Origin of the sequence: Alteribacillus iranensis (assembly GCF_900113025.1) — a bacterium.
GTDB lineage: Bacteria > Bacillota > Bacilli > Bacillales > Marinococcaceae > Alteribacillus_A > Alteribacillus_A iranensis.
In genome coordinates this window covers 25,552-47,637 of record NZ_FONT01000001.1, presented here as the reverse complement: position 1 = coordinate 47,637, position 22,086 = coordinate 25,552, and the positions used below count along the sequence as shown (strand labels likewise).

The 22,086-nt window shown below is 40.0% G+C and carries 24 protein-coding genes; 10 read left to right on the top strand and 14 right to left on the bottom strand.

Annotation, left to right across the window (positions count from 1 at the left end):
* Positions 1–33 precede the first annotated feature (33 nt).
* Positions 34–1,317 carry a GTPase ObgE gene (gene obgE, locus BM095_RS00230; RefSeq protein WP_091655975.1) on the bottom strand — a complete coding sequence of 428 codons (1,284 nt, stop codon included), beginning with the start codon at positions 1,315–1,317 and terminating at the stop codon, positions 34–36.
* Between the two features lie 219 nt (positions 1,318–1,536).
* Between obgE and BM095_RS00225 the strand changes: the two genes are divergently transcribed.
* Positions 1,537–1,785: a hypothetical protein gene (locus tag BM095_RS00225; RefSeq protein ID WP_091655974.1), complete on the top strand. Its 249-nt coding sequence runs from the start codon at positions 1,537–1,539 to the stop codon at positions 1,783–1,785.
* A 43-nt stretch (positions 1,786–1,828) separates the two neighbouring features.
* On the opposite strand, the gene hemY is transcribed toward BM095_RS00225, so the two are convergent.
* The 5 genes from hemY to BM095_RS00200 form a co-directional block, all read right to left on the bottom strand.
* The gene (gene hemY / locus BM095_RS00220) at positions 1,829–3,223 is read right to left on the bottom strand and encodes a protoporphyrinogen oxidase (RefSeq protein WP_091655972.1); all 1,395 of its coding nucleotides are present in this window, start codon (positions 3,221–3,223) and stop codon (positions 1,829–1,831) included.
* 20 nt (positions 3,224–3,243) lie between these two features.
* A complete protein-coding gene (gene hemH / locus BM095_RS00215; RefSeq protein WP_091655970.1) occupies positions 3,244–4,173 on the bottom strand; it encodes a ferrochelatase in 930 nt (309 codons plus the stop codon).
* Positions 4,174–4,186: 13 nt separating this feature from the next.
* Positions 4,187–5,227, bottom strand: coding sequence for a uroporphyrinogen decarboxylase (gene hemE, locus BM095_RS00210; RefSeq protein ID WP_091655968.1), 1,041 nt, complete (start codon positions 5,225–5,227; stop codon positions 4,187–4,189).
* A 371-nt stretch (positions 5,228–5,598) separates the two neighbouring features.
* Positions 5,599–7,758, bottom strand: a complete 2,160-nt coding sequence (locus tag BM095_RS00205; protein ID WP_091655966.1) for a transglycosylase domain-containing protein — start codon at positions 7,756–7,758, stop codon at positions 5,599–5,601.
* 119 nt (positions 7,759–7,877) lie between these two features.
* Complete coding sequence (locus BM095_RS00200; RefSeq protein WP_091655964.1) at positions 7,878–8,231, bottom strand: hypothetical protein; 354 nt, start codon at positions 8,229–8,231, stop codon at positions 7,878–7,880.
* 311 nt (positions 8,232–8,542) lie between these two features.
* Here BM095_RS00200 and BM095_RS00195 point away from each other — a divergent pair, with 311 nt between their 5' ends.
* Positions 8,543–9,259, top strand: a complete 717-nt coding sequence (locus BM095_RS00195; RefSeq protein ID WP_091655962.1) for a cytochrome c biogenesis CcdA family protein — start codon at positions 8,543–8,545, stop codon at positions 9,257–9,259.
* A 115-nt stretch (positions 9,260–9,374) separates the two neighbouring features.
* Entirely contained in the window at positions 9,375–10,538 is a 1,164-nt protein-coding gene (locus BM095_RS00190) for an amidohydrolase (RefSeq protein WP_091655961.1), read from the top strand.
* Between the two features lie 106 nt (positions 10,539–10,644).
* On the opposite strand, the gene BM095_RS00185 is transcribed toward BM095_RS00190, so the two are convergent.
* From BM095_RS00185 to BM095_RS00175, 3 genes are read right to left on the bottom strand one after another with little or no spacing between them, the layout of a single operon-like run.
* Positions 10,645–11,394, bottom strand: a complete 750-nt coding sequence (locus tag BM095_RS00185; protein WP_091655959.1) for an EcsC family protein — start codon at positions 11,392–11,394, stop codon at positions 10,645–10,647.
* Between the two features lie 11 nt (positions 11,395–11,405).
* Positions 11,406–12,626 (bottom strand): ABC transporter permease, encoded by a 1,221-nt coding sequence (locus BM095_RS00180; RefSeq protein WP_091655958.1) that lies wholly within the window; start codon positions 12,624–12,626, stop codon positions 11,406–11,408.
* Positions 12,626–13,366 carry an ABC transporter ATP-binding protein gene (locus BM095_RS00175; RefSeq protein ID WP_091655957.1) on the bottom strand — a complete coding sequence of 247 codons (741 nt, stop codon included), beginning with the start codon at positions 13,364–13,366 and terminating at the stop codon, positions 12,626–12,628. The genes BM095_RS00180 and BM095_RS00175 overlap by 1 nt, the downstream gene beginning before the upstream one ends.
* Before the next feature lie 388 nt (positions 13,367–13,754).
* On the opposite strand from BM095_RS00175, the gene BM095_RS00170 reads away from it, so the two are divergent.
* From BM095_RS00170 to BM095_RS00150, 5 genes are all read left to right on the top strand, one after another.
* Complete coding sequence (locus tag BM095_RS00170) at positions 13,755–14,183, top strand: HIT family protein (RefSeq protein ID WP_091655955.1); 429 nt, start codon at positions 13,755–13,757, stop codon at positions 14,181–14,183.
* Positions 14,184–14,211: 28 nt separating this feature from the next.
* Positions 14,212–15,297, top strand: coding sequence for a 3-phosphoserine/phosphohydroxythreonine transaminase (gene serC / locus BM095_RS00165; protein WP_091655953.1), 1,086 nt, complete (start codon positions 14,212–14,214; stop codon positions 15,295–15,297).
* Positions 15,298–15,620: 323 nt separating this feature from the next.
* Positions 15,621–15,959, top strand: coding sequence for a YtxH domain-containing protein (locus tag BM095_RS00160; RefSeq protein ID WP_091655952.1), 339 nt, complete (start codon positions 15,621–15,623; stop codon positions 15,957–15,959).
* 72 nt (positions 15,960–16,031) lie between these two features.
* On the top strand, positions 16,032–16,619 hold the full coding sequence (locus BM095_RS00155) for an HTH-type transcriptional regulator Hpr (RefSeq protein ID WP_091655950.1): 588 nt from the start codon (positions 16,032–16,034) through the stop codon (positions 16,617–16,619).
* 149 nt (positions 16,620–16,768) lie between these two features.
* Complete coding sequence (locus tag BM095_RS00150) at positions 16,769–17,317, top strand: DUF3267 domain-containing protein (protein ID WP_091655948.1); 549 nt, start codon at positions 16,769–16,771, stop codon at positions 17,315–17,317.
* 142 nt (positions 17,318–17,459) lie between these two features.
* Here the strand turns inward: BM095_RS00150 and BM095_RS00145 are convergent, their stop codons facing one another.
* Entirely contained in the window at positions 17,460–18,038 is a 579-nt protein-coding gene (locus BM095_RS00145) for a YpmS family protein (RefSeq protein ID WP_177194630.1), read from the bottom strand.
* Positions 18,039–18,169: 131 nt separating this feature from the next.
* Here BM095_RS00145 and BM095_RS16710 point away from each other — a divergent pair, with 131 nt between their 5' ends.
* On the top strand, positions 18,170–18,349 hold the full coding sequence (locus BM095_RS16710) for a hypothetical protein (protein ID WP_091657767.1): 180 nt from the start codon (positions 18,170–18,172) through the stop codon (positions 18,347–18,349).
* Positions 18,350–18,420: 71 nt separating this feature from the next.
* Here the strand turns inward: BM095_RS16710 and BM095_RS00135 are convergent, their stop codons facing one another.
* The gene (locus BM095_RS00135) at positions 18,421–18,504 is read right to left on the bottom strand and encodes a YjcZ family sporulation protein (protein ID WP_091655945.1); all 84 of its coding nucleotides are present in this window, start codon (positions 18,502–18,504) and stop codon (positions 18,421–18,423) included.
* Positions 18,505–18,641: 137 nt separating this feature from the next.
* Between BM095_RS00135 and BM095_RS00130 the strand changes: the two genes are divergently transcribed.
* Entirely contained in the window at positions 18,642–19,526 is an 885-nt protein-coding gene (locus BM095_RS00130) for a peptidylprolyl isomerase (protein ID WP_091655942.1), read from the top strand.
* Between the two features lie 169 nt (positions 19,527–19,695).
* Here BM095_RS00130 and BM095_RS00125 read toward each other — a convergent pair whose 3' ends face one another.
* The 3 genes from BM095_RS00125 to BM095_RS00115 form a co-directional block, all read right to left on the bottom strand.
* Positions 19,696–19,977, bottom strand: a complete 282-nt coding sequence (locus tag BM095_RS00125) for a sporulation YhaL family protein (RefSeq protein WP_091655939.1) — start codon at positions 19,975–19,977, stop codon at positions 19,696–19,698.
* 73 nt (positions 19,978–20,050) lie between these two features.
* A complete protein-coding gene (locus tag BM095_RS00120) occupies positions 20,051–21,394 on the bottom strand; it encodes a sensor histidine kinase (protein WP_091655937.1) in 1,344 nt (447 codons plus the stop codon).
* Positions 21,391–22,074: a response regulator transcription factor gene (locus tag BM095_RS00115; RefSeq protein WP_091657765.1), complete on the bottom strand. Its 684-nt coding sequence runs from the start codon at positions 22,072–22,074 to the stop codon at positions 21,391–21,393. The genes BM095_RS00120 and BM095_RS00115 overlap by 4 nt, the downstream gene beginning before the upstream one ends.
* Positions 22,075–22,086: the final 12 nt, after the last annotated feature.

Sequence of the window (22,086 nt, the reverse complement as noted above, 5' to 3'; positions counted from 1 at the left end):
ATTATAATGATGTGTTTTTATTTTCACAACTAGTTACTCAATAAACTCAAACTCAAAATCCAGAAGTCTCACTGTGTCCCCATCCACAGCTCCTTTTTTCCTTAAAGCTTCATCTATTCCGAGGTGCCTCATCTTCCTGGAAAATCTGCGTACTGATTCGTCTCTACTGAAATCAGTCATTTTAAACATTTTTTCTATCTCAGGCCCTGACAAGACATATGCTCCATCATCATCACGACTGATGACAAAAGGCTCTTCACGTTTCTCGTATTTATATACCACTCCTTGCTCCTCTTCTTCATCTTCGTAAAGAGGAAACTCTGGCGTGGTCTCAACCAAATTGGCTACTTCTCTAAGCATCGGTTCAAGCCCTTTTTTAGTGTAAGCGGAAATTGGAAAAACAGGAACTTCTTCTGACAACTGTTCTTGAAATGCTTGCAGTCGCTCTTCAGCTCCAGGGATATCCATTTTATTAGCTACAATTACTTGAGGCCGTTCTAATAACCTTAAATTATATTGGCGTAATTCCTCATTAATCTTTACATAATCGTCCCATGGATCTCGGCCTTCCAGTCCAGACATATCAATTACATGAAGAATAACTCTTGTTCGTTCAATATGTCGTAAAAATTGATGTCCTAGCCCCACTCCCTCGTGAGCTCCTTCAATGAGTCCAGGCAAATCTGCCATAACAAAACTCCGCCCATCCTCCGTCGAAACCATGCCGAGATTAGGAGATAATGTCGTAAAGTGGTAATCTGCAATTTTCGGACGAGCAGCGGACACCACAGATAACAATGTTGACTTTCCAACACTTGGAAAACCAACAAGACCAACGTCAGCTAGCACTTTTAGTTCTAGGTTTATATACCTTTCAACTCCAGGCTCACCTTTTTCACTTAGTTCTGGAGCAGGATTTGCGGGAGTAGCAAAACGTGTGTTACCTCTTCCACCTCTTCCACCGCTGGCTATAACTGCCCTTTCGCCATGTGTAGTAAGATCGGCAATCACTTCTCCTGTATCATCATCGGTTACCGTGGTGCCTGGAGGAACTCTAACAATAAAATCTTCAGCCCCTCGTCCATGCTGGTTTTTAGGTTTTCCATTCTCTCCTCTTTGACCTTTAAAATGGCGTTGGTACCGAAAATCCATTAACGTTCGCAGTCCTTCATCAACTTCAAATATAACGCTGGCTCCTTTGCCGCCGTCCCCGCCTGCGGGACCACCGTCCGGCACGTACTTTTCTCGCCGAAAAGCCACCATACCGTCACCGCCGTCTCCAGCTTTTACATAGACTTTTACATTATCTACAAACAAAAAAATTCACCTCATTTTATAGCTCGGATGAAAACAAGTCATTCTTTCCTTTCAAGATCTGTGCTTAAAGGTAAGCTTTATTGTATCACAAAGCAAGAAATTCTTACTAATTTTGGTCTGGCTTCTAGAAAATTAGAAAATACGTTATGAATAGTCTTGTCTTTTCCGGAAAAGATATATACCGTTACACTAATTTCTTCTTACCATGGAGGGGTTTTTATGCCTAATCAAAACCAACAGGTTATGCAGGCACAACAAGCAATTCAACAAGCTCAGCAAAATATGCAGAATGCGGCTAATGATCCTCAAAAGCTGCAGCAGGCTCAGCAACAGCTCCAACAGGCTCAGCAAGGACTGCAGCAAATGCAGCAGCAAGGCGCTTCCCAAAACCAACAACAACTTCAACAGGCCCAACAAGAACTGCAGCAAGCTCAACAACAGTTACAGCAAATACAGCAGCAAGGATAAACGAATAAAAAACGGAGCGTGGTTGAACCATGCTCCGTTCCATTTACGTTTGCAAATTCTTTATTGTTGTCAAGGATTTATGTGCCGCTTCTTCACCTTGCGTAATACAATCAGGCAAACCTACACCTTCAAAGGCTGCCCCAGATAATATCACTCCCGGAAAGACGTTTTCTAATCTCTCACGTAAGCTTTCTAAGTGCTTTTTGTGGTGAATTTCGTACTGAGGCATGGCTTGATGCCAGCGAGTTACTTTGAAATGCTCCGGCTGACCGTGTACAGACATGACTCTATTTAAGTCTTTCAGTACGACGTCTACAATATACTCATCCGGTTTATTGACGATTTCCTCCCCGCCAGGCTTACCCACATAACAGCGAAGGAGAGCTTTCCCCTCAGGTGTGGAGTGTTCCCACTTTCGATGCGTCCACGTACAAGCGGTGATCGTATAGTCACCCTTTTTAGAAACGACAAAACCGGTTCCGTCAAAATCCATAGTGAGCTGGCTCTCGTCAAAAGCCATAGCTACAGTCGCGACAGATGTGGAGGGAATGGAACGTAAGTGGTCTTGAATCTCCTCATCCCCAAGTAGAGATGCAGTGATGTGAGGAGGTGTCGTTATAATGATCTTATCAAAATAACGTTTGGATCCATCTTGAAACTCGAGTTCATATTGGTCGCTTTTTCGAGTTATTTTCTGCAAAGTACAATCCTTTTGAACGGCATCTTCGTCCAAATGATTTTCAATAGCATCCACCAGTGATTGCAAGCCACGACGCAGTGTTAAAAATCCTCCTGTTTGCTTTCCCTGTGCCGTCGGAGGCCTTGTTCCTTTCATCCCAAGAATTAAACTTCGATGGGATTTTTCCACCTCTTGAAATTGAGGGAAAGTGGATTGAAGACTTAATCGATCAATATCACCTGCGTATATTCCTGATAGTAACGGATCAATTAAGTTATCAACAACTTCACTTCCCAATCTTCTTCTGAAAAAGCGTCCAAGGGACTGGTCCCCATCTGCTTTACTTTTAGGAAGAATTAAATCAGCACTCGCCCTCACTTTAGCAGCCGGTGAAAATAAATTCGTTGTCAAAAAAGGACCTAATTTGGTTGGAATTCCCATTACGGCTCCCATGGGTATAGGATGAAGTTCTTCTTTACTCAAGACATAAGCTTGTCCTGTTCGATTTGTTACGAGTTCCTCTTCTAAACCAACTTCCTTCACTAATTTATAAGCACTTGTCTTCCGTGCAAGGAAAGAGTCTGGCCCTTTTTCAATAACAAAATCTTTATAGTAATGAGTTTGTATCTTGCCGCCTAAATGAGGACTTCCTTCAAATAACTGATACTCTACATCAAGCTGGTTAGCAAGTATTTCTTTTTGTAAATAATAGGCGGCTGAAAGTCCTGTAATTCCTCCACCTATAATAGCTACTCTCATATTGATTCCTCGCTTACATCCTAACTCTTTTCATTCATTTTCTTTATAATAACATCGGCAAGAGCGTCGATAAATTCAGTTTTTGCATTGGGCATCTCAGGGCGGTAATAAGAGGCACCCACTTCTTCACAGGCTTCTTTACACTCGACATCGTTGTCATACAGCACTTCTAAGTGGTCTGCAGTAAACCCTACAGGGCAATATACAAACGCATTATAGCCTTCTTCACGTGCTAAATCTTTTGTTAAATCCTGTACATCTGGGCCAAGCCATGGATCAGGCGTATTTCCTTCACTTTGCCACCCAATTTCATAATTTTTTATACCTGCTTTTTCTGCGATCAATTGGGCTGTTTCTTTCAATTGTTCAGGATAGGGATCTCCATACTGAAGTATCTTTTCAGGCAAACTATGTGCCGAGAAAATAACACAGGCTTTTTCATCTTCAGGAATATCATTCATTACTTTTTTTAATTGACCAACCCAGTAGTCGATAAATTTAGGCTCGTCATACCAGCTTTCAACGGAATGAATTTCTGGTCCATTGATTTTGTTTACGGCGTCCTGAACTCTGCCATTATATGACTTAATACTGAAGGTAGAGTAGTGGGGAGCCAATACAATACTATAGGCCTCTTCCACCCCGTCATTTTTCATATTTTGAACCGCATCCTCGATAAATGGGTCAATGTGTTTCAACCCAAGATACCAGTCAAATTCCACGTCACTTACACGTTCATTCAATCTGTTTTTCAAATTTTCCCCTTGCTGTTCGGTTATTTTAGCAAGAGGGGAAATACCTCCAATTGCTTCATACCTTGAAATGAGATCTTGAAGGGCTTCTTCTGAAGGTTTTCTCCCACGGCGAATGTGAGTGTAATATGGTTCAACCTCATCTAATGACCGAGGTGTTCCATAAGCCATAACCAATAAGCCTTTTTTTTGCTTCAATGCCCTTCACCTCCTATATATTTTTCTTAGTATAGTCATGTACGAAAGCCGTTAGCCGTTTTAGTGTTTCCGGATTAACGTCTGGAAACACTCCATGTCCTAAATTAAAGATATACCCATTATCTTTCATTCCCTCGTCTAAAATCGGCTTTACGTTCTCTTCAATTACTTCCCACGGGGCAAGCAGCAGGGAAGGATCAAGATTTCCTTGCAGAGCTTTATCTACACCACGATTTCTTGCTTCTCTTATAGTCGTACGCCAATCCAATCCGATAACTTGCAGCGAGAGATCGTTCCATTCTTCAAGTAAGTGACCAGCCCCCACTCCAAACATAGTGAGCGGTACATTTTCTTTTTGGATTTCATTACAAATTCGCTCCATGATAGGTTTCACAAATATCCGGTAGTCATGTGCATTCAATGCACCTACCCAGGAATCGAAAATTTGTATAGCTTGGGCTCCTGCCTTTATTTGTGACTTCACATATTGGATCGTCATTGCCCCAAGCTTATCCATTAATGTAAACCAAGCTTCCGGTTGGGCGTGCATAAATGCTTTTGTCTTATGATAATTTTTTGAAGGACCGCCTTCAATCATATAGCTAGCTAAAGTGAAAGGAGCTCCAGAGAAGCTGATCAAAGGTACAGTTAATTGCTCCCTCAGTAACTTGATCGTATCTAGAACATATGAGACATCGTTTTCCGGGTTAATTTCACCCAGTTTCTCCACATCAGCTATCCCTTTAATTGGGTTATTAATGACCGGTCCTACTCCCGCTTTGATCTCTACATCAATTCCTATTACCGCAAGCGGAGTCATAATGTCTTTATATAATATAGCAGCATCGTTGTTATATTGGTCTACTGGTAGCTTTGTAACATATGCACACAGCTCAGGATCCTTTGTTATTTCAAATAAAGAATGTGTCTCTTTAATTTTTCGGTACTCGGGCTGTGAACGACCAGCTTGTCTCATATACCAAACTGGCACATGTTCTACCTGCTCCCCTCTTGCTGCTCTTAAAAAATTGTCATTAAAAACTTTCCCGGCCATTTTAAGCACTCCTTTTAACATTACACGGTTCAAACTAATGGTGCATGTCCAAACCATTATTCTATAACCTGCGTTTTTTCTTTTATTAATTAGGTAAGAGCATTCCCACTTTGCAAACTACCGAGACTCCAACATAGAGGAAATGAAACCACCTTTTGTGCAGGAAAAACAAGTGTTTTCAGAAGCCGCCACTCCCGATAAGTTATGGCAGTTCTATGTTTTAACGATTGTTACGTTGTCGATTGCTGTAGACTAATTCCCTATTCACCATACCCCTTCACAGCTTATCTGTACATACTTTCGCTCTATTGTTCATAAATTTGATAAAGCTTCCTAAGTGTAGATGATAAGCCCGTAACATCTGTTTATGATCAAGAATTTCCGGCTCCGAATAAGGAACCGACACTTACATCCGCGACATTTGAAGGCTCTCCCTCTCTGTTTGTCTGCGGGTTATAAGGGACAATTAAGTAGTCTTTTAAGCTAAAAATATTCGCTCCTTCAATCACATATTGCCCTGTTCCTTCTATTTCTCCTATTTTATTACTTTTCCCATTTTCGACTTCATACACGTAGTATTTCACACGACTATCATTGCTCGGCGTCCAGTTCAATTGAATATTTAATAAACCAGCTCCTTTAAAACTAAGAGATGCAGTTAAATCATTAACTGGAGACATCTCGATAGGAGATTCAAGATCCTTTACATTTTCGGGTTTTTGAAATGCCACCTGACTATTTTCTGGTTGAGGCGTTTGATTTAATATCTCTTTAAACAACTGTGTGGGATACGAACTTCCCGCTTGTAAGTAACGATCTTCTGTGGTTTTGTCGTAGCCCATCCATAAGGCTCCCGTCCATTGGGGGGTAAATCCAACAAACCAAGCGTCACGTGTTGCCCCCTCTACATCTATGAAGGAAGTAGTCCCCGTCTTACCGGCTAGTGGGTAGTGAGTGTTGCCTTTTGTTCCCGTTCCTTCTTTCACTACATTCTCTAACATTCTGGTCATATACCAGGCGTTCTGAGAGCTCATCACTTCAGTTGTTTGCTTTTCTGCCTCTCCAACCGTTTCTCCATTACGATTTGTAATGGACTCTATAAAATATGGACTAACTCTTTTTCCTTGGTTGGAAAAAGCCGTATAAGCAGTAGAAAGTTCTATAGGAGAGACTCCATTTGACAAGCCACCAAGAGCCACTGCCAGGCCATTATCTTCTATTTGAAGTCCTGCGCGCTCCATCCATTTCTCGCTTATCTCTCTCCCAATTTGATCATACAACCATACTGCTGCCGTATTTGTCGAATCCGTGATTGCCTCCGACATCGTAATTTCACCTTGGTACTGGTCATTATAATTCCGAGGAGAATACCCATCGAAATCCATCTTTTCATCCTTTAGAAGTGAATAAGGATCATATTTACCTGTTTCTAGAGCAGGAGCATAGACAGCTAAGGGCTTTAACACAGATCCTGGCTGACGTTTTACTGTAACTCTGTTCAGACCTCTTCTTACATATTCTCTCCCACCTTGAACCGCAAGTACTCCGCCGTTTTTGTGGTTCATCATGACGAATGCTGCCTCTGTATCTTCGGACCCTTCCGGAAATAACGTGTTATCTTGAAATAATTCGTAAGAAGCTTTTTGCATTTCTATGTTTACAGGGACTGTTATTTCATATCCGCCTTTGTATATTTGTTCAGAGGAGATGTTGTACTTTGTTTCCGCTTCTTCTAATACCATGTCAATATACGTGAAATAGGCTTTGTTCTCTTCAGGTTGGCGAATCGTATCAGGTACCGTCTTCCCTTGGTAGGTAATCGTTTCTTCTGCTGTTAAAAATCCATGTCTTTCCATAATAGCGAGAACGGTGTTTCTTCTACTTACAGAGCGTTCCGGATCTTCCACAGGAGAATAATGAGAGGGTGCTTTCGGAATTCCTGCTAAAAGAGCCGCTTCATCGACGGTTAAATCATTTACTTCTTTTCCAAAGTATAGTTCGGCTGCAGATTGGATTCCATAGGCACCATGGCCAAAATAAATCTGATTGAGATACAAACCGAGTATTTCATCCTTGCTGAATTTACGTTCTAGTCCCATAGCGATTAATACTTCTTTTGTTTTTCTAAGGATCGTCTTATCACTGGTTAAAAATGCATTTTTAGCTAACTGCTGGGTAATTGTACTTCCGCCTTCCACCTTTGCCCCCGCCGCAATATCACGATACAAAGCTCGAAGAATGGCACGTGGGTCAATACCTTGGTGGTCATAGAAACGGATATCTTCAATCGCTATAAAAGCTTGTTTCACATGATCTGGTACTTCTTCAATGTCTATCATTTCTCGATCTTCTATATAAAGGTCAGCAAACTTCTGGCCATTTGTATCATATATCTCTGTCGTTTCACTCATGATAAGCTTTTTCTCATCGATAGCGGCGGCACCGATGACTACAGATGAAAGGTATACCCCAGTACTAACCAAAAAGAAAGCTAGGAATACTAGCCCCCATCTGATATATTTATTTCTCATTGTCACATCTCCTTACACCCATCGAACAAGTTATAAGACTGTTTTTATGCCTTATATAGGAACGAAACAAAATATAACACTTTTTGGTAGTATTCGTATAGTTGATATTTTTATTATGTTCAGAGCTTATTATTCTCTTCCGCATTGCCGGCTATAGGAGGAAGATCCATATCAATATCAATTTCTTTAACAGCCGGACGTTGAATAAGTTTGTTCAGCACATACAAAATAAAAAGTGTTACAAGAAGACTTGTCCAATTCATTGAAAAAACTGCAGGTGATAAGAAAATAACACCTAAGACGGCAAACAACCATTTTAGAGGCTTTTTCTTTTTATGGAGATAGATGGCAACCGTTAAAAAGATGACAGATAAAACCTCGTCATTCATAGAAATTGTCGTCATCCGTGTTATTAATATCACGCTCAAAATAAAAATAAATAAGAGAAGCAGCGTATCACCTTTATTTTTCATACAAACCTTCCTTTTCAGCTAATAAAATGGACAGCTAGCGCTGCTGCATGAGATGACCTTGAGCCGCCGCCCATGAGCTGGATCTTGAAAACACCGACATGATATAATTTCCTAACCTTTATTTAATGAATATAGTACACTTTATAGTAAACGAATGAATCCACATATATAGTTTAATACGCTTCAGAAAAAGATGCGAATATCGACATGCTTCTCAAGCGTAAATTCACCGATTTTTCATATATTCTTTGTATAATGTAGTGTAGATTTTGCAGGCAGGATATTGATAAAAGAAAAAAGGAGGGATCCTCTTGGAAGATATAAGTATTTGGCTGGCATTCGGTGCTGGGGTCATATCTTTTTTGTCCCCATGTATTTTCCCTTTAGTCCCCGCTTATTTAGCGCAATTAACGGGGACGACCGTATCAAACAATCAAGTAAACGCACATCGCAGTATGATCCTCACGAGAAGTATTGGTTTTATTATAGGTTTCACAATCATTTTCTTATTACTTGGTGCGTCTTCTACATTTATCGGTCAACAATTTGCAAGATGGAGTACTTTGATTGAGCAGGTTGGCGGTATTATCATTGTAGTATTCGGCCTTCAGATGGCAGGCATTATTTCTATTCGTTCTTTACTAACCGAAAAGAAAGTCAGCCATGCTCCCAAACAATCTACTAGTTTTGCAAGCTCCGTACTGCTCGGTTTACTTTTTGCAGCTGGCTGGTCGCCTTGTATAGGGCTTGTCCTCGGAGGAATATTAGCCCTTGCGAGTCAAGCGGAAACGATGTATTCCGGTATGTTTATGCTTCTCATCTATTCATTAGGCTTAGGCATCCCTTTTCTTATCGTAGCCCTTATTTATTCAAAATCGCTTAATAAGCTAAGAAAGATTAATAAATGGATCCCGCTTATTCAAAAAATAAGTGGCTGGGTAATGATTATACTAGGGGTTTTACTATTCACCGGTTATTTCCAAATGATTTCAAGTTATTTAGCAAGGTTTATTCCTTTCGGTATTTAAATCCTTTCTGCTCGTCCTATGGTAAAATAAAAGCAGCAACGTTTATTGCCGAGCTTTAAGCGGATAGATGTGACGGATAGATAATATAGGGTTAGCGGGAGAGAAGGAGGGGACTATGGAGAAATTATTTCACTTACTAGATGAGATGTATGAAGAAATGGTGGAAATCAGACGGTACCTTCACCAATATCCAGAACTTTCATTTCAAGAAAAGCATACTCCCGCATACATAGCGGAGTATCATCATCAATTAGGGCATGATGTAAAAACAAATGTAGGTGGCCGCGGTGTAACCGCTCGTTTAAAAGGGGAAAAGCCGGGCCCTGTTATTGCCCTGCGCGCTGACTTCGATGCACTTCCTATCCATGAGGAAACCGGGCTGCCTTTTTCCTCAACATATGACGGTATTATGCACGCCTGCGGACATGACGGCCATACTGCAACGCTGTTAGTCCTGGCAAAGGCATTAAACCGCTTAAAAAATCAGATAAATGGCACGATTGTTTTTATTCATCAACACGCCGAGGAGTACGCCCCAGGTGGTGCAATTGATATGATTAATGATGGCTGCTTAGATGATATCGACGTTATTTTCGGCACTCATCTCTGGGCTACGGTCCCGTATGGAACAGTGCAGTATAAGTATGGACCGATGATGTCAGCTGCTGATCGCTTCGCCATAAACATTACAGGCAAAGGCGGGCATGGTGGAACACCTCACCTGACAAAAGATGCCATCGTGATTGGTTCCCAGCTTGTTATGAACATCCAGCAAATTGTGAGCCGCAGGATCGACCCTATTCAACCGGCTGTTGTATCTATCGGTACGTTCGAGGCTTCTAACGCCTTTAACGTTATCGCGGACCACGCAAAAATCATTGGTACCGTCCGAGCTTTTGATGAGAATGTAAGAAGCTTCATAGAGAAAGAATTAGAGACGATCACGATGACAACAGTTCAAGGTGCCAATGCAGACGCCGAATTTCATTATTCACGGGGCTACCCGCCTGTGGTTAATCATCAAAAGGAAACGCAGCTCATCTCATCGATAGCTCCACAAGTGCCTGGTGTCCAGCACACAGAAGAAATGGATCCTATTATGGGCGGGGAGGATTTTGCTCGATATCTTGAGCGTGTTCGCGGCGCTTTCTTCTTCACAGGAGCAATGAATCCAAAATGGAAAGTTGCTTATCCTCATCATCATCCAAAGTTCGATATCGATGAAAGGGCTATGCTCATTGCTGCCAAAGTGATGGGGAAAACAGTGCTTAGTTACTGAGAACATGCAAGGAAATATTCCCTATACGAAGAAGAAATGCCTAACCTTATGAAATAAGGACAAGGCATTTCTTTTTGAGGTGTGTGATAGTTTGCTTCCGACTTATTCATCTGTTAAGATCGTATGTTTCTGATAGCCACTTTAAGCGATACCCTTGTTTCGCTGCCTCTCCAAGCTGGCCTAGCAAATGATAATTGGCCGCAGCCCCAACTACAGCCCCAAACCCGGGCATCAACTGTAGCATTTTCACTAAATCAATGTGATCTCTATATTCTTGTTGAAAGACTACCCAATCCACTTCTTTCGCCAAGGAGAGTTTCCTCGGTTTATCACTTACATACTCATCCCAGCTTTCTAGTAGTTCTGCCGTTTCCCGTCGTTTAGTGGAACTTGAAAATGCCGCTTGAAAGATATGCAATAAATACAGTCTGTCTCGAAAATCCGAGACATCTAACCCATAAAGTGCAGCGCCAGAAAATAAAAATCGCATTTTAAAAGCAAGCAAAAGAGGGAAATCAACGGCACCTAGAAATATACCTCCTGCTCCTGTTCCCGCTCCTTCTGCAGCGGCCCCCTTTTTAAAAACGGATAAGAGATCTTCTAATTGCTTGTCAGCTTCTCTTAAAGATGGGGCTTTTTCGTACTTTTTATCAGGAAAATACTCTGAACCGTTGATGACACTTTCAGTCATATTCTTTACTGCTGCCCCCATAGCTTGATGCACCTTTTTCGGCATATAGTGATTTAATTTCGTTTGCACGTTTTTAGTAAATGACTGAGTTAAGGTAGATGGCTTTTTCAGTTTTCTTATCCATAGTAACACTTCTTCATATGCTTCTTTCTCATACGAATCCAACATTCGACCTCCTAATGGGAAGTTGTTGTATGACGTCCTCTGCCTTTTCTTGGATAATAAAGACTTAGGGCTATCCCTCCTAGCAAGATAACAACCGCTAATATATATAAACTGCCCACTAACCAATACACAAAAAAGAACATAACTGTTTGGGTGACTAACAAAATTTTTACAATTTGTTGGAACGATCGTTCTTTTTCTTTCAAGGAGGTAGGATACAAGTCAGGCCATATCGTTGTATCTAAGTGATGCCAGAGCGTTTTTAGTTGAACACCAGTCATATAAATGAATAATAATGCAGTAGCTATCTTTACCCAATCGGAAGGGAACGCGTACATCACCAATCCCCCTGCAAACAGTAAGCGGATGTACATCCCAAAATACTCCCCTGATCGAATAAACGCTTTCGTAAATAAGACCGTATATGTTGAATGTTGATTCCATATAACACGATCTGTCAGCTTTGAAATCACGCGTCGCCGTTTCACGGAAGGTTTCACATAGGGTACGTCTGTAAACGACTGAACGAACCGATAAAAGGCCGATAGTCTCTCCGCTTCCATTGAGAGTAAAAGCTCCCAATTCAATAGATGTTGTGTCGGGATACGAGAGTAATATGCTACATAAAGACATAACATAATGACAAGGACGGCCCCGGTAAACCACAATGGAGCATCAATGAATAAAAAGTAAGTTAACACTAGGTTTATGACAGCTCTTCCCCATTGATGTCTCTTTCTGCTTCTCTCATCCCGTATGTGAGTCTCCCCCCACTTTGCTCCATTGTTCCAGAAGTTGGCAGCGAGTAATACAAGCCACGCCGTGAGCATATAACCACTCGCAGTTGAAACTCTATCTTGGAATAGAGGCCCTAGTAATAAAAATAGAACAGATATACCAACTGACTGCATAACAGCAGAATACACAATGCTGCGACGAAAATAGGATGTTAATGCCTTTTCTAATGGCAGCAAAAATACAAGGTCCCCTTCTTTTAAAAAAGTTCTTATCGGGCTTCTTGTTAATAAGTATGTAAATAATAGTATAAACACAACATGGACTGGAAAAGACGCCGGTAGCCACTCTATAAAGGAAGGGTAGAAATACCCCCCTGCTAAAAATAGCGCATACAAGCTAAACATAAACCCACTGTTTCCTATTAAACGCAAGTATCGAATAGCTTCATTCCAAAAATGCTGGACGCGATTTCCCCACAAGCTTTTCCCACTCATTATAGTGCTCCTTTAGTAACTTCAATGTATAGATCATCAAGTCTTGCATGCGGCATACCAGACTGTCTTTGTAATTCTTCCATTGTCCCGTGTAACTTAACTTTACCTTCGTGTAGTAAAACGAAACGGTCACAATATCTTTCTGCCGTCGCCAATATGTGAGTAGACATCAAAATCCCTGCTCCATTTTCCTTCATATCTACCATCATATCAAGAAGAGACTTAATGGCGACTGGATCAAGACCAACGAATGGTTCATCAACGATATACAGTTCTGGCTGTACAAGGAACGCACACATTATCATCACTTTCTGACGCATCCCTTTAGAGAAATTACTTGGAAACCAATCTTTCATTTTTTCCATACGGTACTCTCTTAATAAGGGATACACTCTCTCTTCAAAGGTATTGTTAGATAATCTATAAGCGGTCGCCGTTAATTTTAAATGCTCCCATAACGTCAGTTCATCATATAAAATAGGCGTTTCTGGTATATATGTGAATGTTTTACGGTATAACTCCGGGTCCTCATGTATCGACTGATTATTTATATAAATATCACCTTTAGTCGGTTCCATTAAACCAAGTACATGTTTGATTGTCGTACTCTTTCCGGCCCCATTTAATCCAATCAGTCCTACAATTTCCCCTCTCTCTACAGTAAAATCAAGATCATGAAGCACTGGCTTATGAACGTTATATCCACCGCTAACTCCTTTTAATTTAAGCAGGTTTGACATGAAACTTCCCCTTTGACATGTATTTTCATTGTAATGACTTTTCGTCGTGTGATTTATATCGTTCTTTAAGCGGGAAGACTCCCTATCCGTTCTATTCAGGGTTCAAAACATAAGGACGATAATCACTGAGTTACGTTGTCTCTTTTTGTATCGTTTCCTTTTCCCGTCCTTATATTTATAAAATGATTTCTTACCAGATCCCGCTTTTTCCCTTATATTGTTTTACGACTATGGTACTGATAAAATAAAGTTGAGTCCTATTCGGTTGTCGTCTATTCTTTTTGACGTCCCATAAATCCTTCCAATTCTATAGTCGCCTATGGAAACGGCTTGAAATCTGTGCCCACATTAATACTATATTACATTACAATTTGAAGGAAGTGATACCATGAGCCATGATGAAAATTGTATTTTTTGTAAGATTGTAAAGGAGGAAATCCCGGCATCAGTTATTTATGAAGATGATGTCGTCATGGCGTTTGCTGATATCAGCCAGACCACAAAAGGACACACCCTCTTAATACCAAAAGAACATCAGGAAGACATTTATCACTTAAAAGAAGAAACAGCCTCTCATTTATTTCGGATAGCTCCCAAACTGGCAAACGCAATAAAAGAGGAATTTCAACCAGACGGGCTTAACCTTGTAAATAACAATGGGAAAGCTGCATCGCAGGCTGTCTTTCATTACCACCTCCATTTCATTCCTCGATATGGAAGCGACGATGGCTTTAAACACACTTTCAAAGATAACAGCAGTGATTACTCAGGAGAAGCTCTCCAACAGATCGCGGACCGATTAAAGAAACATTTATAATGATACTAACCACAAAGGAGTGAAGACAATGAATAGAGCACATAATTTTAACGCCGGCCCTGCCGCTTTACCAACAGAAGTCTTAGAAACCGCACAAAAAGAATTACTTAACTTTAATGACACTGGTATGTCCGTTATGGAATTAAGTCACAGGAGTACTGATTATGAGGAAGTGCATAACGAGGCTATCACTTTAGTGAAAGACCTCTTAGAAGTGCCTGAAGACTATGAAGTTCTGCTGTTACAAGGAGGAGCAAGCCTCCAGTTTTCAATGATACCTATGAATTTCCTTGAAAAGGGGAAAGCCGCTAATTATATTCTGACAGGCTCATGGTCAGAAAAAGCACTGAAAGAAGCGAAGTACTTCGGTGAAACAAAAATAGGCGCATCTTCTAAAGATAGTAATTATAAGCATATCCCTGCGTTAAGTGATTTGGATGTTAGTGAAGAAGACGCATATGTACATATCACTTCCAACAATACGATCTTCGGTACTCAGTGGCAGGACCTGAATGTTGCGTCTGAGGTTCCTGTTATCGCTGATATGTCTAGTGACATTTTAAGCCGTCCTATCCCAGTAGATAAATTCTCATTAATTTATGCAGGGGCACAAAAAAACCTCGGTCCTTCCGGTGTCACTCTAGTCATTATTAAGAAGGATTTGTTGTCTAATAAAAAAGAAGATATTCCGACATTATTACGTTATACCACTCACGCGGAAAAAAATTCACTTTATCATACCCCTCCGACGTTTGCCATCTATATGTTAAACCAAGTGCTTCGTTGGGTGAAAGATAACGGAGGAGCCGCTGGAATGGCATCTCGGAACAAAGAAAAAGCTTCCTTACTTTACGAGGTGATAGATCAAAGTGACGGATTTTACACAGGACACGCTGATACTAACAGCCGTTCTCTCATGAATGTCACCTTTAATTTACCAACTGATGAATTAAATAAACAATTTTTAGACGAAGCGAAGAAAGCTGGCTTTATAGGATTAAATGGCCACCGTTCTGTAGGCGGATGCCGCGCTTCTATTTATAATGCTGTATCTCTAGAATCTGTGAAAGCTCTTCAGGAATTTATGATTTCATTTAGGGACAAACATCAATAAATAACTAAACCAGGTGGCCAGTAAGTAAATAGCAGGTCTTCTACTGATAGGGGGGATTGTCTCTTTCCCCATATCATGGTGCAGGGACAAATGTAATCACATGAGTAATGGTCCTGTCTAGATTGAGTTGCTTCTGAGACAACTCCTTTTGTAGAGACCTGCCCCTTACTGTTTACACCCGCTATCCTGTTCTTCTGCCGTTAAACAGTTTCTAACTCCCCTAAGAATGGTCTTTTCAGTTGATCATCTTTTCCCTATACTATTATTAAGGTATAATATTCTAAAATACTTACTCATTGCGATGATGAAAGGATAGGTGGAAGATGGATTCCAAATCATTATTTACAGGTATTTTTGCCGGAGCTCTGCTTGGAAGTCTGTCTGCGCTTCTGTTTGCTCCAGCTTCAGGCCAAGAAACACGAGCAACTGTCAGGAATTTTGATTGGCAGTCATTGAAAAATAAACCTGCAACGGAAGAATGGCAGTACGCGGCCTTGGAAGGTTTTGAAGCAGTGGAGAATTTGACGCAGGAAATGAAGAAAACGTACAGCCGTTACAAAGAAGAAGTAGAACCGGAAGTAGCAGCTATTCAGCATCAAGTTCGTGATATTTCAGATGCGATTTCAGAATTAAATGAGCGCATACGTAAAGGAACCTCATGATTCCTTTACGTAGTAAATAGTTAGAAAAATTTTTAAATTTACACTCATTTGTATTAGGGAAGGGGAAATAAAATGGATCCTTCATTAACGTCAACAAAGCAGTCGATCATCTTTAGTCACAGAATGGCACAACTAACAAAAGCCATGTGGAAGTCGATCGAAAAAGATTGGCAAGATTGGATCAAACCATATGGCCTAAATATCAATGAACATCAAATCCTTTGGATCGCTTACCATAAAAAAGAGGCTTCTATCTCAGATATAGCTAAATTTGGAGTGATGCACGTTTCTACAGCTTTTAATTTTTCAAAAAAACTTGAAGAAAGAGGTCTGCTTAAGTTTTCAAAAAATGCTACGGATAAAAGAAATACTTACATTGCTTTGACCAAGGAAGGGGATGAGCTTTTTCTTAAATCACTCCAAAACTACCGTCCCGACACGTATAGTGTTTACAACGGTGCCTTACCAATGAAAGATTTATATGGGAAATTTCCAGAGTTTGTAGAATTTTCAACGATCATACGACATATTTATGGGGACGATTTCATGGAAATGTTTGAAAAATCTATGCAGAGCTTTGAGACAGAATTCACGGAAGAAGAAGGAACATTAATGCCAGTATCTTCTCAACCATCTGACAAAAATTCTGCTGGGGTGTAGTTTATTAGCACTTCTAGCGTTCTTCCATAGATATGTCGTGTCAGACATTGGCGAAAATAAAATTCTTTTGCCTATTTTTCTATTATCTATTGATTTTTCTCCTTGAAGCCCTTAAATTATTCTTTTAGAAGCGGAAAGGGGGAATATGGATGAACTGTTGGAAGTCCATCAATGTGAAAAAGGAATATAACACCTTTAGACTCTTGCTACTTTCTATTCTCAGCATGATACTCTCTTTTATTTTCAGTTATCTCATTTTTAGTCTGTCTCACCCAGGTATTGTATTTGCAGAGATAGGAATGGCAAATACCATTCTCTTTTTCCTATTATTATTCCCTCTTCACTTAGTGTTAGACACCATTCCTCTCTGGTTAGCAGGGGTGCGGATGAAGCTCCGCCGTCATCAACCTAATAAATCAAAAATCTTGGTTGTAACGATGGAATCTAAGAAACCGATCGGCAGAAATATGTATATGTTAGCGGTTCTATTTCCTACATTTTTTGTTGGAATATTGTCTGTCTGGGGGGCCCTTCTATTCCCTTCATATGCCCATTTATTTATCGTCCTCTTTTCTTTTAATATGGGACTGAGTGTGTATGATTTCGTTTATGTAAAACCTTTATTTTCTGCTCCTAAGCACTCCTATATTGAACAGAAACAAAATGGTCTTGATATATTACTAAAGCAGCCAATGTAATGGCTGCTTTTTTACTCATAGTACGAAGGTAAAACTACAAACATTTTTTTCTATGCGGCTTATACGCATCCCTCGTGTTAATAATGAAGTGCTTTTGAAAAAGAAAAAGGTGTGATATCACACTACCATTGACAGAGGACCGTTACTTTCCAACCCATAGAGTAATATGATCTTGTTGCAAATCAAATGTTTCTGCTTTCACCCGATACTCTTTGCCAAAATCTATATGGTGTAACTCAACAAGAACCTGTTCTCTAGAAGGATTTACTGTAATATACGTCGGCAATTCTGCTTGAGACGCTACTAAAGCTAACGCTTCTGACGCGGGAAGAGGTAAATTTCCAACAGAAAAATTGTTTTGATGCAAGATTATGTTTCCGTCGTCCGTTACTTCGGGACGAAAATCCATCGATGCCTCCACTTTTTGACCAAGAACATGATACGTAGCGTTTAATTGGATTTTACCGCTTGCAGCTTTTACTGAATAGGGCTGATCCTTCAAGTGGTCTTTCAGAATGTTATTTAACTGTTCTTCTGTTAATTGTACTTTCATGTAAGGAGTGAACTCATTCTGGTCTTCGACGGTGCCATTATCGTTTTGAGTCTGTGTTCTTGTGTCTGAAGTTGTGATTAACATATACAAAGAAATGAATACTATTACATTTAACCCTAACAAGAGAAGAAATAATATTTTCCATTTGTTTCTTTTTCTTGCTGCCATTCGTTCACCTGCTCTCTCTACATCTGGGCTCATTAGCACCTTTTACTAATATTCTATTGGCAAAAAACTATCATTTTATTAAAATTTTTGCTAAGGTGAAATAGACACATGGTATTGGAGGAAAGAGTATGATCGTTGTTCTGTTCATTCTATTTTCGGCAGCTTACTTTTTTATAATTAATTCAATGATTAATGCCCTTTGTATAAAAAAAGAAATCCCCGACGAACGCCATCCTAAAATATTCCGCACGATTAATATACTTATAACCATATTATGTACTTCTACCTTCATTGAATTACTACTTATATAACGGGAAATCAGCATATATACTCCAATGCCTGACAGAGACATTGGAGATATGTGTGACTCTCTTCCACCCTCTTAATACCAGATAGCCCCGACAATAATTAGTAAGATAAATACTATGATTGTTAAAATAAATCCCCCATAATATCCACCATACATCTATATTCCCCCTAAAGTCATCTCTCTTTTATTTCCTTCATATTAAATTTGTATTAAATTTTTTTTTTATGACTTTCTATGATATGATATGTGTTGTTCATATTAATGGTTATTACATGTAAGGGGTTGGGTGTGAAATGAAAAGATTTTGTCTTTCAGCTGCCAGCTTATGTGCGGTTTTCCTTATTACCGCATGCAGTAATGAGCAAGGCGCCGATGAGAGCAAAACAATAGCAGAAATTAATCAAACGAACGTGACAGAAGATGAGTTCGTTGGGGAGCTTAAAGAGCGATTTGGACAACAAGTGTTAAACGATATAGTCAGCGGTATCATTATTGATGACAAAGCAGAAGAGTTAAATATAGACAGTGAACAAATAGATAAAGAGTTTGAGAATTTCAAAAGCGAATACGGTGTAGAGGAAGACGAACAATTACTTTCCATGCTGCAAATGCAATTTCAGCTTCCGGTTGATTCCATTGAGGAATTAAAAGAAGAAGTCATTAAACCGCAGCTGGTCCTAGAACAGCTCGCCACAGCAGAGGTAGAAGTCACAGAAGAGGATAAGAAACAACACTTTGAGGATAATAAAGAAGATTTGGTGACAGTGAACGCCCGCCATATCCTAGTCGAAGATGAAAAAACCGCTAATGAGGTTATCGAAAAACTGGAGGATGGCGAAGATTTTTCCAAGCTTGCTGAGGAATATTCCCAGGACCCTGGCTCTGCTGATAACGGAGGAGAACTTGGGGAATTTCAACGTGGTACAATGGTAGAAGAATTTGAGAAAACAGCTTTTTCTTTAGAGCCTGAAAAAGTAAGTGATCCTGTAGAATCAGTTCATGGCTTCCACATTATAGAAGTTCTCGAGAAAAAAGATTCGTATGAGGAATTAGAGAGCAGTATAGAAGAGTCATTGACTCAAGAACAGGCAAAGTCTGGCGAAGAGGTTATGCAAGAGCTGCGAGAAGGAGCGAAAATCAACATAAAAGAATCTTCTTATGAAGATTGGATTCAATAAGGAAATTGTAAGCGTCTTGCTTTGCAGTCAGGTGAGAGACGGCGACGAGGCCATGCTCAAAAAATAGTTAGTAAAACAACCAGTAGTCACTCGACCACTGGTTGTTTATCATTGGAAGCAAAGAATACTCCCTTATTCCCTTTGGTTAGATTGGGAAGATAGCTTTTCTTTAAGAGGAAGCTCGTCCTCGTTCCTCTTCTCGCCGTTTTCTCTCCGCTTCCATCCTCCGAATAAATATACGCCCCTCTTGTTCAATCCAATTTTCTTCTTCCTTTTTTTCACTTTTACTCGTTTGCCTCCACATATATCCGCTAAATATAATACCCAGAACCGCTAACAACACCCAAGCAGGTGCTTGCACAGGACTAGTTTCCATAAAACGCTGCCAAACTACGAGACCAAAAAATAGGACTACTAGCGTCATTAACAGCTTCTTGGAACGGTTATTCATGAAAGCCCTCCCTTATTAATTATTGTCCTATCCCATTCATATGCACGGCTCGCTTTTAATATTCTGTTGGTAGCTATTTAGGAAACGTTATTAAAAATTCCACTCCGTCTGTTACATTGTTTACCTCATAATCTCCATGATGTAATTCGCAAATTCTTTTCACGATAGCCAGGCCTAAACCAAATTGTCCCTTGTTCCCTTTGTGGAAAGGATTAAATAAATAAGGCAGGTCTTCTGGTTCAATAGAACCTCCATTATTCATCACTCGTATTTCTACTTTTTTTTCCTTTTCCTTTGCAGAAATCCATATCGTGTCACGGGCATAACGCATTGCATTTTCCACAAGGTTTTCGAGCAGCACTTCCATATGCTCTAAGTCTACCTTGAGCCTGACATCTGCTCCTTCAATAATAAAAGTGACATCCTCTCTCTGCATACGAAACCGTTCCTCAATCTTGAATGCTAAATGACCGAATAAAGTCTCCTCTATATTGATCGTTTCATTCTCCATCGTACCTAACTTTGTAAAGTACAGCATATCTTTTACTCTATGTTCCATACGATCTGCTTCCTCTATAATCACATTCATTGTTTGTTCTAAATCTTTTTTTGGTAAGATACCGTCTTTCACAGATTGAGCATATGTTTTCACAACCATAATTGGTGTTTTCAATTCATGAGAGGCATGTTGAATAAACGTTTTTTGTGAATTATCATATCGTATTAAATTTTGACGCATGCTTTCAAATTGGTCAGATAACTTCTGGAAATCATCATCACCTTCCCAATGAAACGGTTCCTGCCAATTTCTTTTTGCTATTTGTTCAAAATGGTTTCCTAATACTCTTAAAGGGTGTCTTAAGTATCTTTTTAGCCATATAGCTGGGAGCAAACTAAGCAAACTAGCAATCACGAATAAATAGACAAGTCGTTCCCATAAGCGATTGACCATCAAATCACGGTATGTATCCCACATGTATGAGATTTGATAAGCCTCTTCATCCCCTGATTCAATGCGGGTAATAACATAAAATAAGGTGGCGTTATTATAAGTCAGTTCATGACGTGCTCTCTCTTCCGTTTGATTTACGGCTTTGGATACCATTTCTTTTAATACATTATCAGGAGGAACGGGTTCTCCTCTGAGTGTAGTTAAATCATTAAATAGAAAGAGATGGCCGATAGAACGTTCTGCCTCTCTTCTTTCAATGAAATCAAGCTCTGATTGCGGGGGGGTAAAATAATCACTAAACGGATTTGCCATGCGGGCCTGTTCTTGTTCAATCATCCTGTACGTTTCTTCCGTTAAAGTCCCTTTTATGGAGATCGGGTAAATAATGGTCACGGTGAGCCCCACGAGAAAAACGAGGAGTATAAAAGAGAGCCAAATACGTTGCGTTAAATTCACTTTCATCATGACGATAGTACTCGGTATCCAAAGCCATACAATGTCTCAAGGTGAATACGAGGCAGTTTTTTCCTCACACGGCGAACCACATCATCAACAGCCCGTTCTGATCCAAAGTAATTTTCTCCCCATACACTTTCAATAATATCTTCCCGCGAAAATGCTTTTCCAACTTCCTCTGTTAAAAGCAATACAAGATCCATCTCTTTCGTTGTTAAATCTACATATGTGTCTTTGTTGTCGGCATCTATGATGGTTCTAGCTTCCGGATCAATAATGTAATCATTGATCTCCACCTTTTTCGTCTCTTTTGTTTGCTCTCCGTATACTCTGGAAAGAAGTTTTTTGGCCCGAATAATTAATTCCTGAGGAAGAAACGGTTTCGCCAGATAATCATCACTCCCCATTTCCAGCCCGAGAACCCGGTCCAAATCTTGATCTCTGGCAGAGATGAATATCACTGGTATGTTTCCCTGCTTATTCCGAATTTCCTTTAATATTTGATACCCATCTGTTCCAGGCAGCATAATATCCAGAACCCACAGGTGAGGAGGGTGTTCGATGGCCTGTATTGCATCATTTCCATTATCGAAAACAGTAACGTGCCATTGCTCTTTTTCCATGTACGCCTTAATCACTTCTGACAAATTCTGTTCGTCTTCCACGAGATAAATATGAAAATCAGTCATATCTTCCATCCC

What these genes read in the sequence shown, in the direction of transcription:
- BM095_RS00145 (WP_177194630.1), bottom strand. Translation starts at nt 18,038, where the DNA reads ATGGCAGCAAGAAAAAGAAACAAATGGAAAATATTATTTCTTCTCTTG.
- BM095_RS00115 (WP_091657765.1), bottom strand. Translation starts at nt 22,074, where the DNA reads ATGACTGATTTTCATATTTATCTCGTGGAAGACGAACAGAATTTGTCA.
- hemE (WP_091655968.1), bottom strand. Translation starts at nt 5,227, where the DNA reads ATGGCCGGGAAAGTTTTTAATGACAATTTTTTAAGAGCAGCAAGAGGG.
- BM095_RS00175 (WP_091655957.1), bottom strand. Translation starts at nt 13,366, where the DNA reads ATGTCAAACCTGCTTAAATTAAAAGGAGTTAGCGGTGGATATAACGTT.
- BM095_RS00180 (WP_091655958.1), bottom strand. Translation starts at nt 12,626, where the DNA reads ATGAGTGGGAAAAGCTTGTGGGGAAATCGCGTCCAGCATTTTTGGAAT.
- BM095_RS00205 (WP_091655966.1), bottom strand. Translation starts at nt 7,758, where the DNA reads ATGAGAAATAAATATATCAGATGGGGGCTAGTATTCCTAGCTTTCTTT.
- BM095_RS00170 (WP_091655955.1), top strand. Translation starts at nt 13,755, where the DNA reads ATGAGCCATGATGAAAATTGTATTTTTTGTAAGATTGTAAAGGAGGAA.
- BM095_RS00135 (WP_091655945.1), bottom strand. Translation starts at nt 18,504, where the DNA reads ATGTATGGTGGATATTATGGGGGATTTATTTTAACAATCATAGTATTT.
- BM095_RS00190 (WP_091655961.1), top strand. Translation starts at nt 9,375, where the DNA reads ATGGAGAAATTATTTCACTTACTAGATGAGATGTATGAAGAAATGGTG.
- BM095_RS00160 (WP_091655952.1), top strand. Translation starts at nt 15,621, where the DNA reads ATGGATTCCAAATCATTATTTACAGGTATTTTTGCCGGAGCTCTGCTT.
- BM095_RS00200 (WP_091655964.1), bottom strand. Translation starts at nt 8,231, where the DNA reads ATGAAAAATAAAGGTGATACGCTGCTTCTCTTATTTATTTTTATTTTG.
- serC (WP_091655953.1), top strand. Translation starts at nt 14,212, where the DNA reads ATGAATAGAGCACATAATTTTAACGCCGGCCCTGCCGCTTTACCAACA.
- BM095_RS00125 (WP_091655939.1), bottom strand. Translation starts at nt 19,977, where the DNA reads ATGAATAACCGTTCCAAGAAGCTGTTAATGACGCTAGTAGTCCTATTT.
- BM095_RS00155 (WP_091655950.1), top strand. Translation starts at nt 16,032, where the DNA reads ATGGATCCTTCATTAACGTCAACAAAGCAGTCGATCATCTTTAGTCAC.
- BM095_RS00120 (WP_091655937.1), bottom strand. Translation starts at nt 21,394, where the DNA reads ATGATGAAAGTGAATTTAACGCAACGTATTTGGCTCTCTTTTATACTC.
- BM095_RS00225 (WP_091655974.1), top strand. Translation starts at nt 1,537, where the DNA reads ATGCCTAATCAAAACCAACAGGTTATGCAGGCACAACAAGCAATTCAA.
- BM095_RS00150 (WP_091655948.1), top strand. Translation starts at nt 16,769, where the DNA reads ATGAACTGTTGGAAGTCCATCAATGTGAAAAAGGAATATAACACCTTT.
- hemY (WP_091655972.1), bottom strand. Translation starts at nt 3,223, where the DNA reads ATGAGAGTAGCTATTATAGGTGGAGGAATTACAGGACTTTCAGCCGCC.
- BM095_RS00130 (WP_091655942.1), top strand. Translation starts at nt 18,642, where the DNA reads ATGAAAAGATTTTGTCTTTCAGCTGCCAGCTTATGTGCGGTTTTCCTT.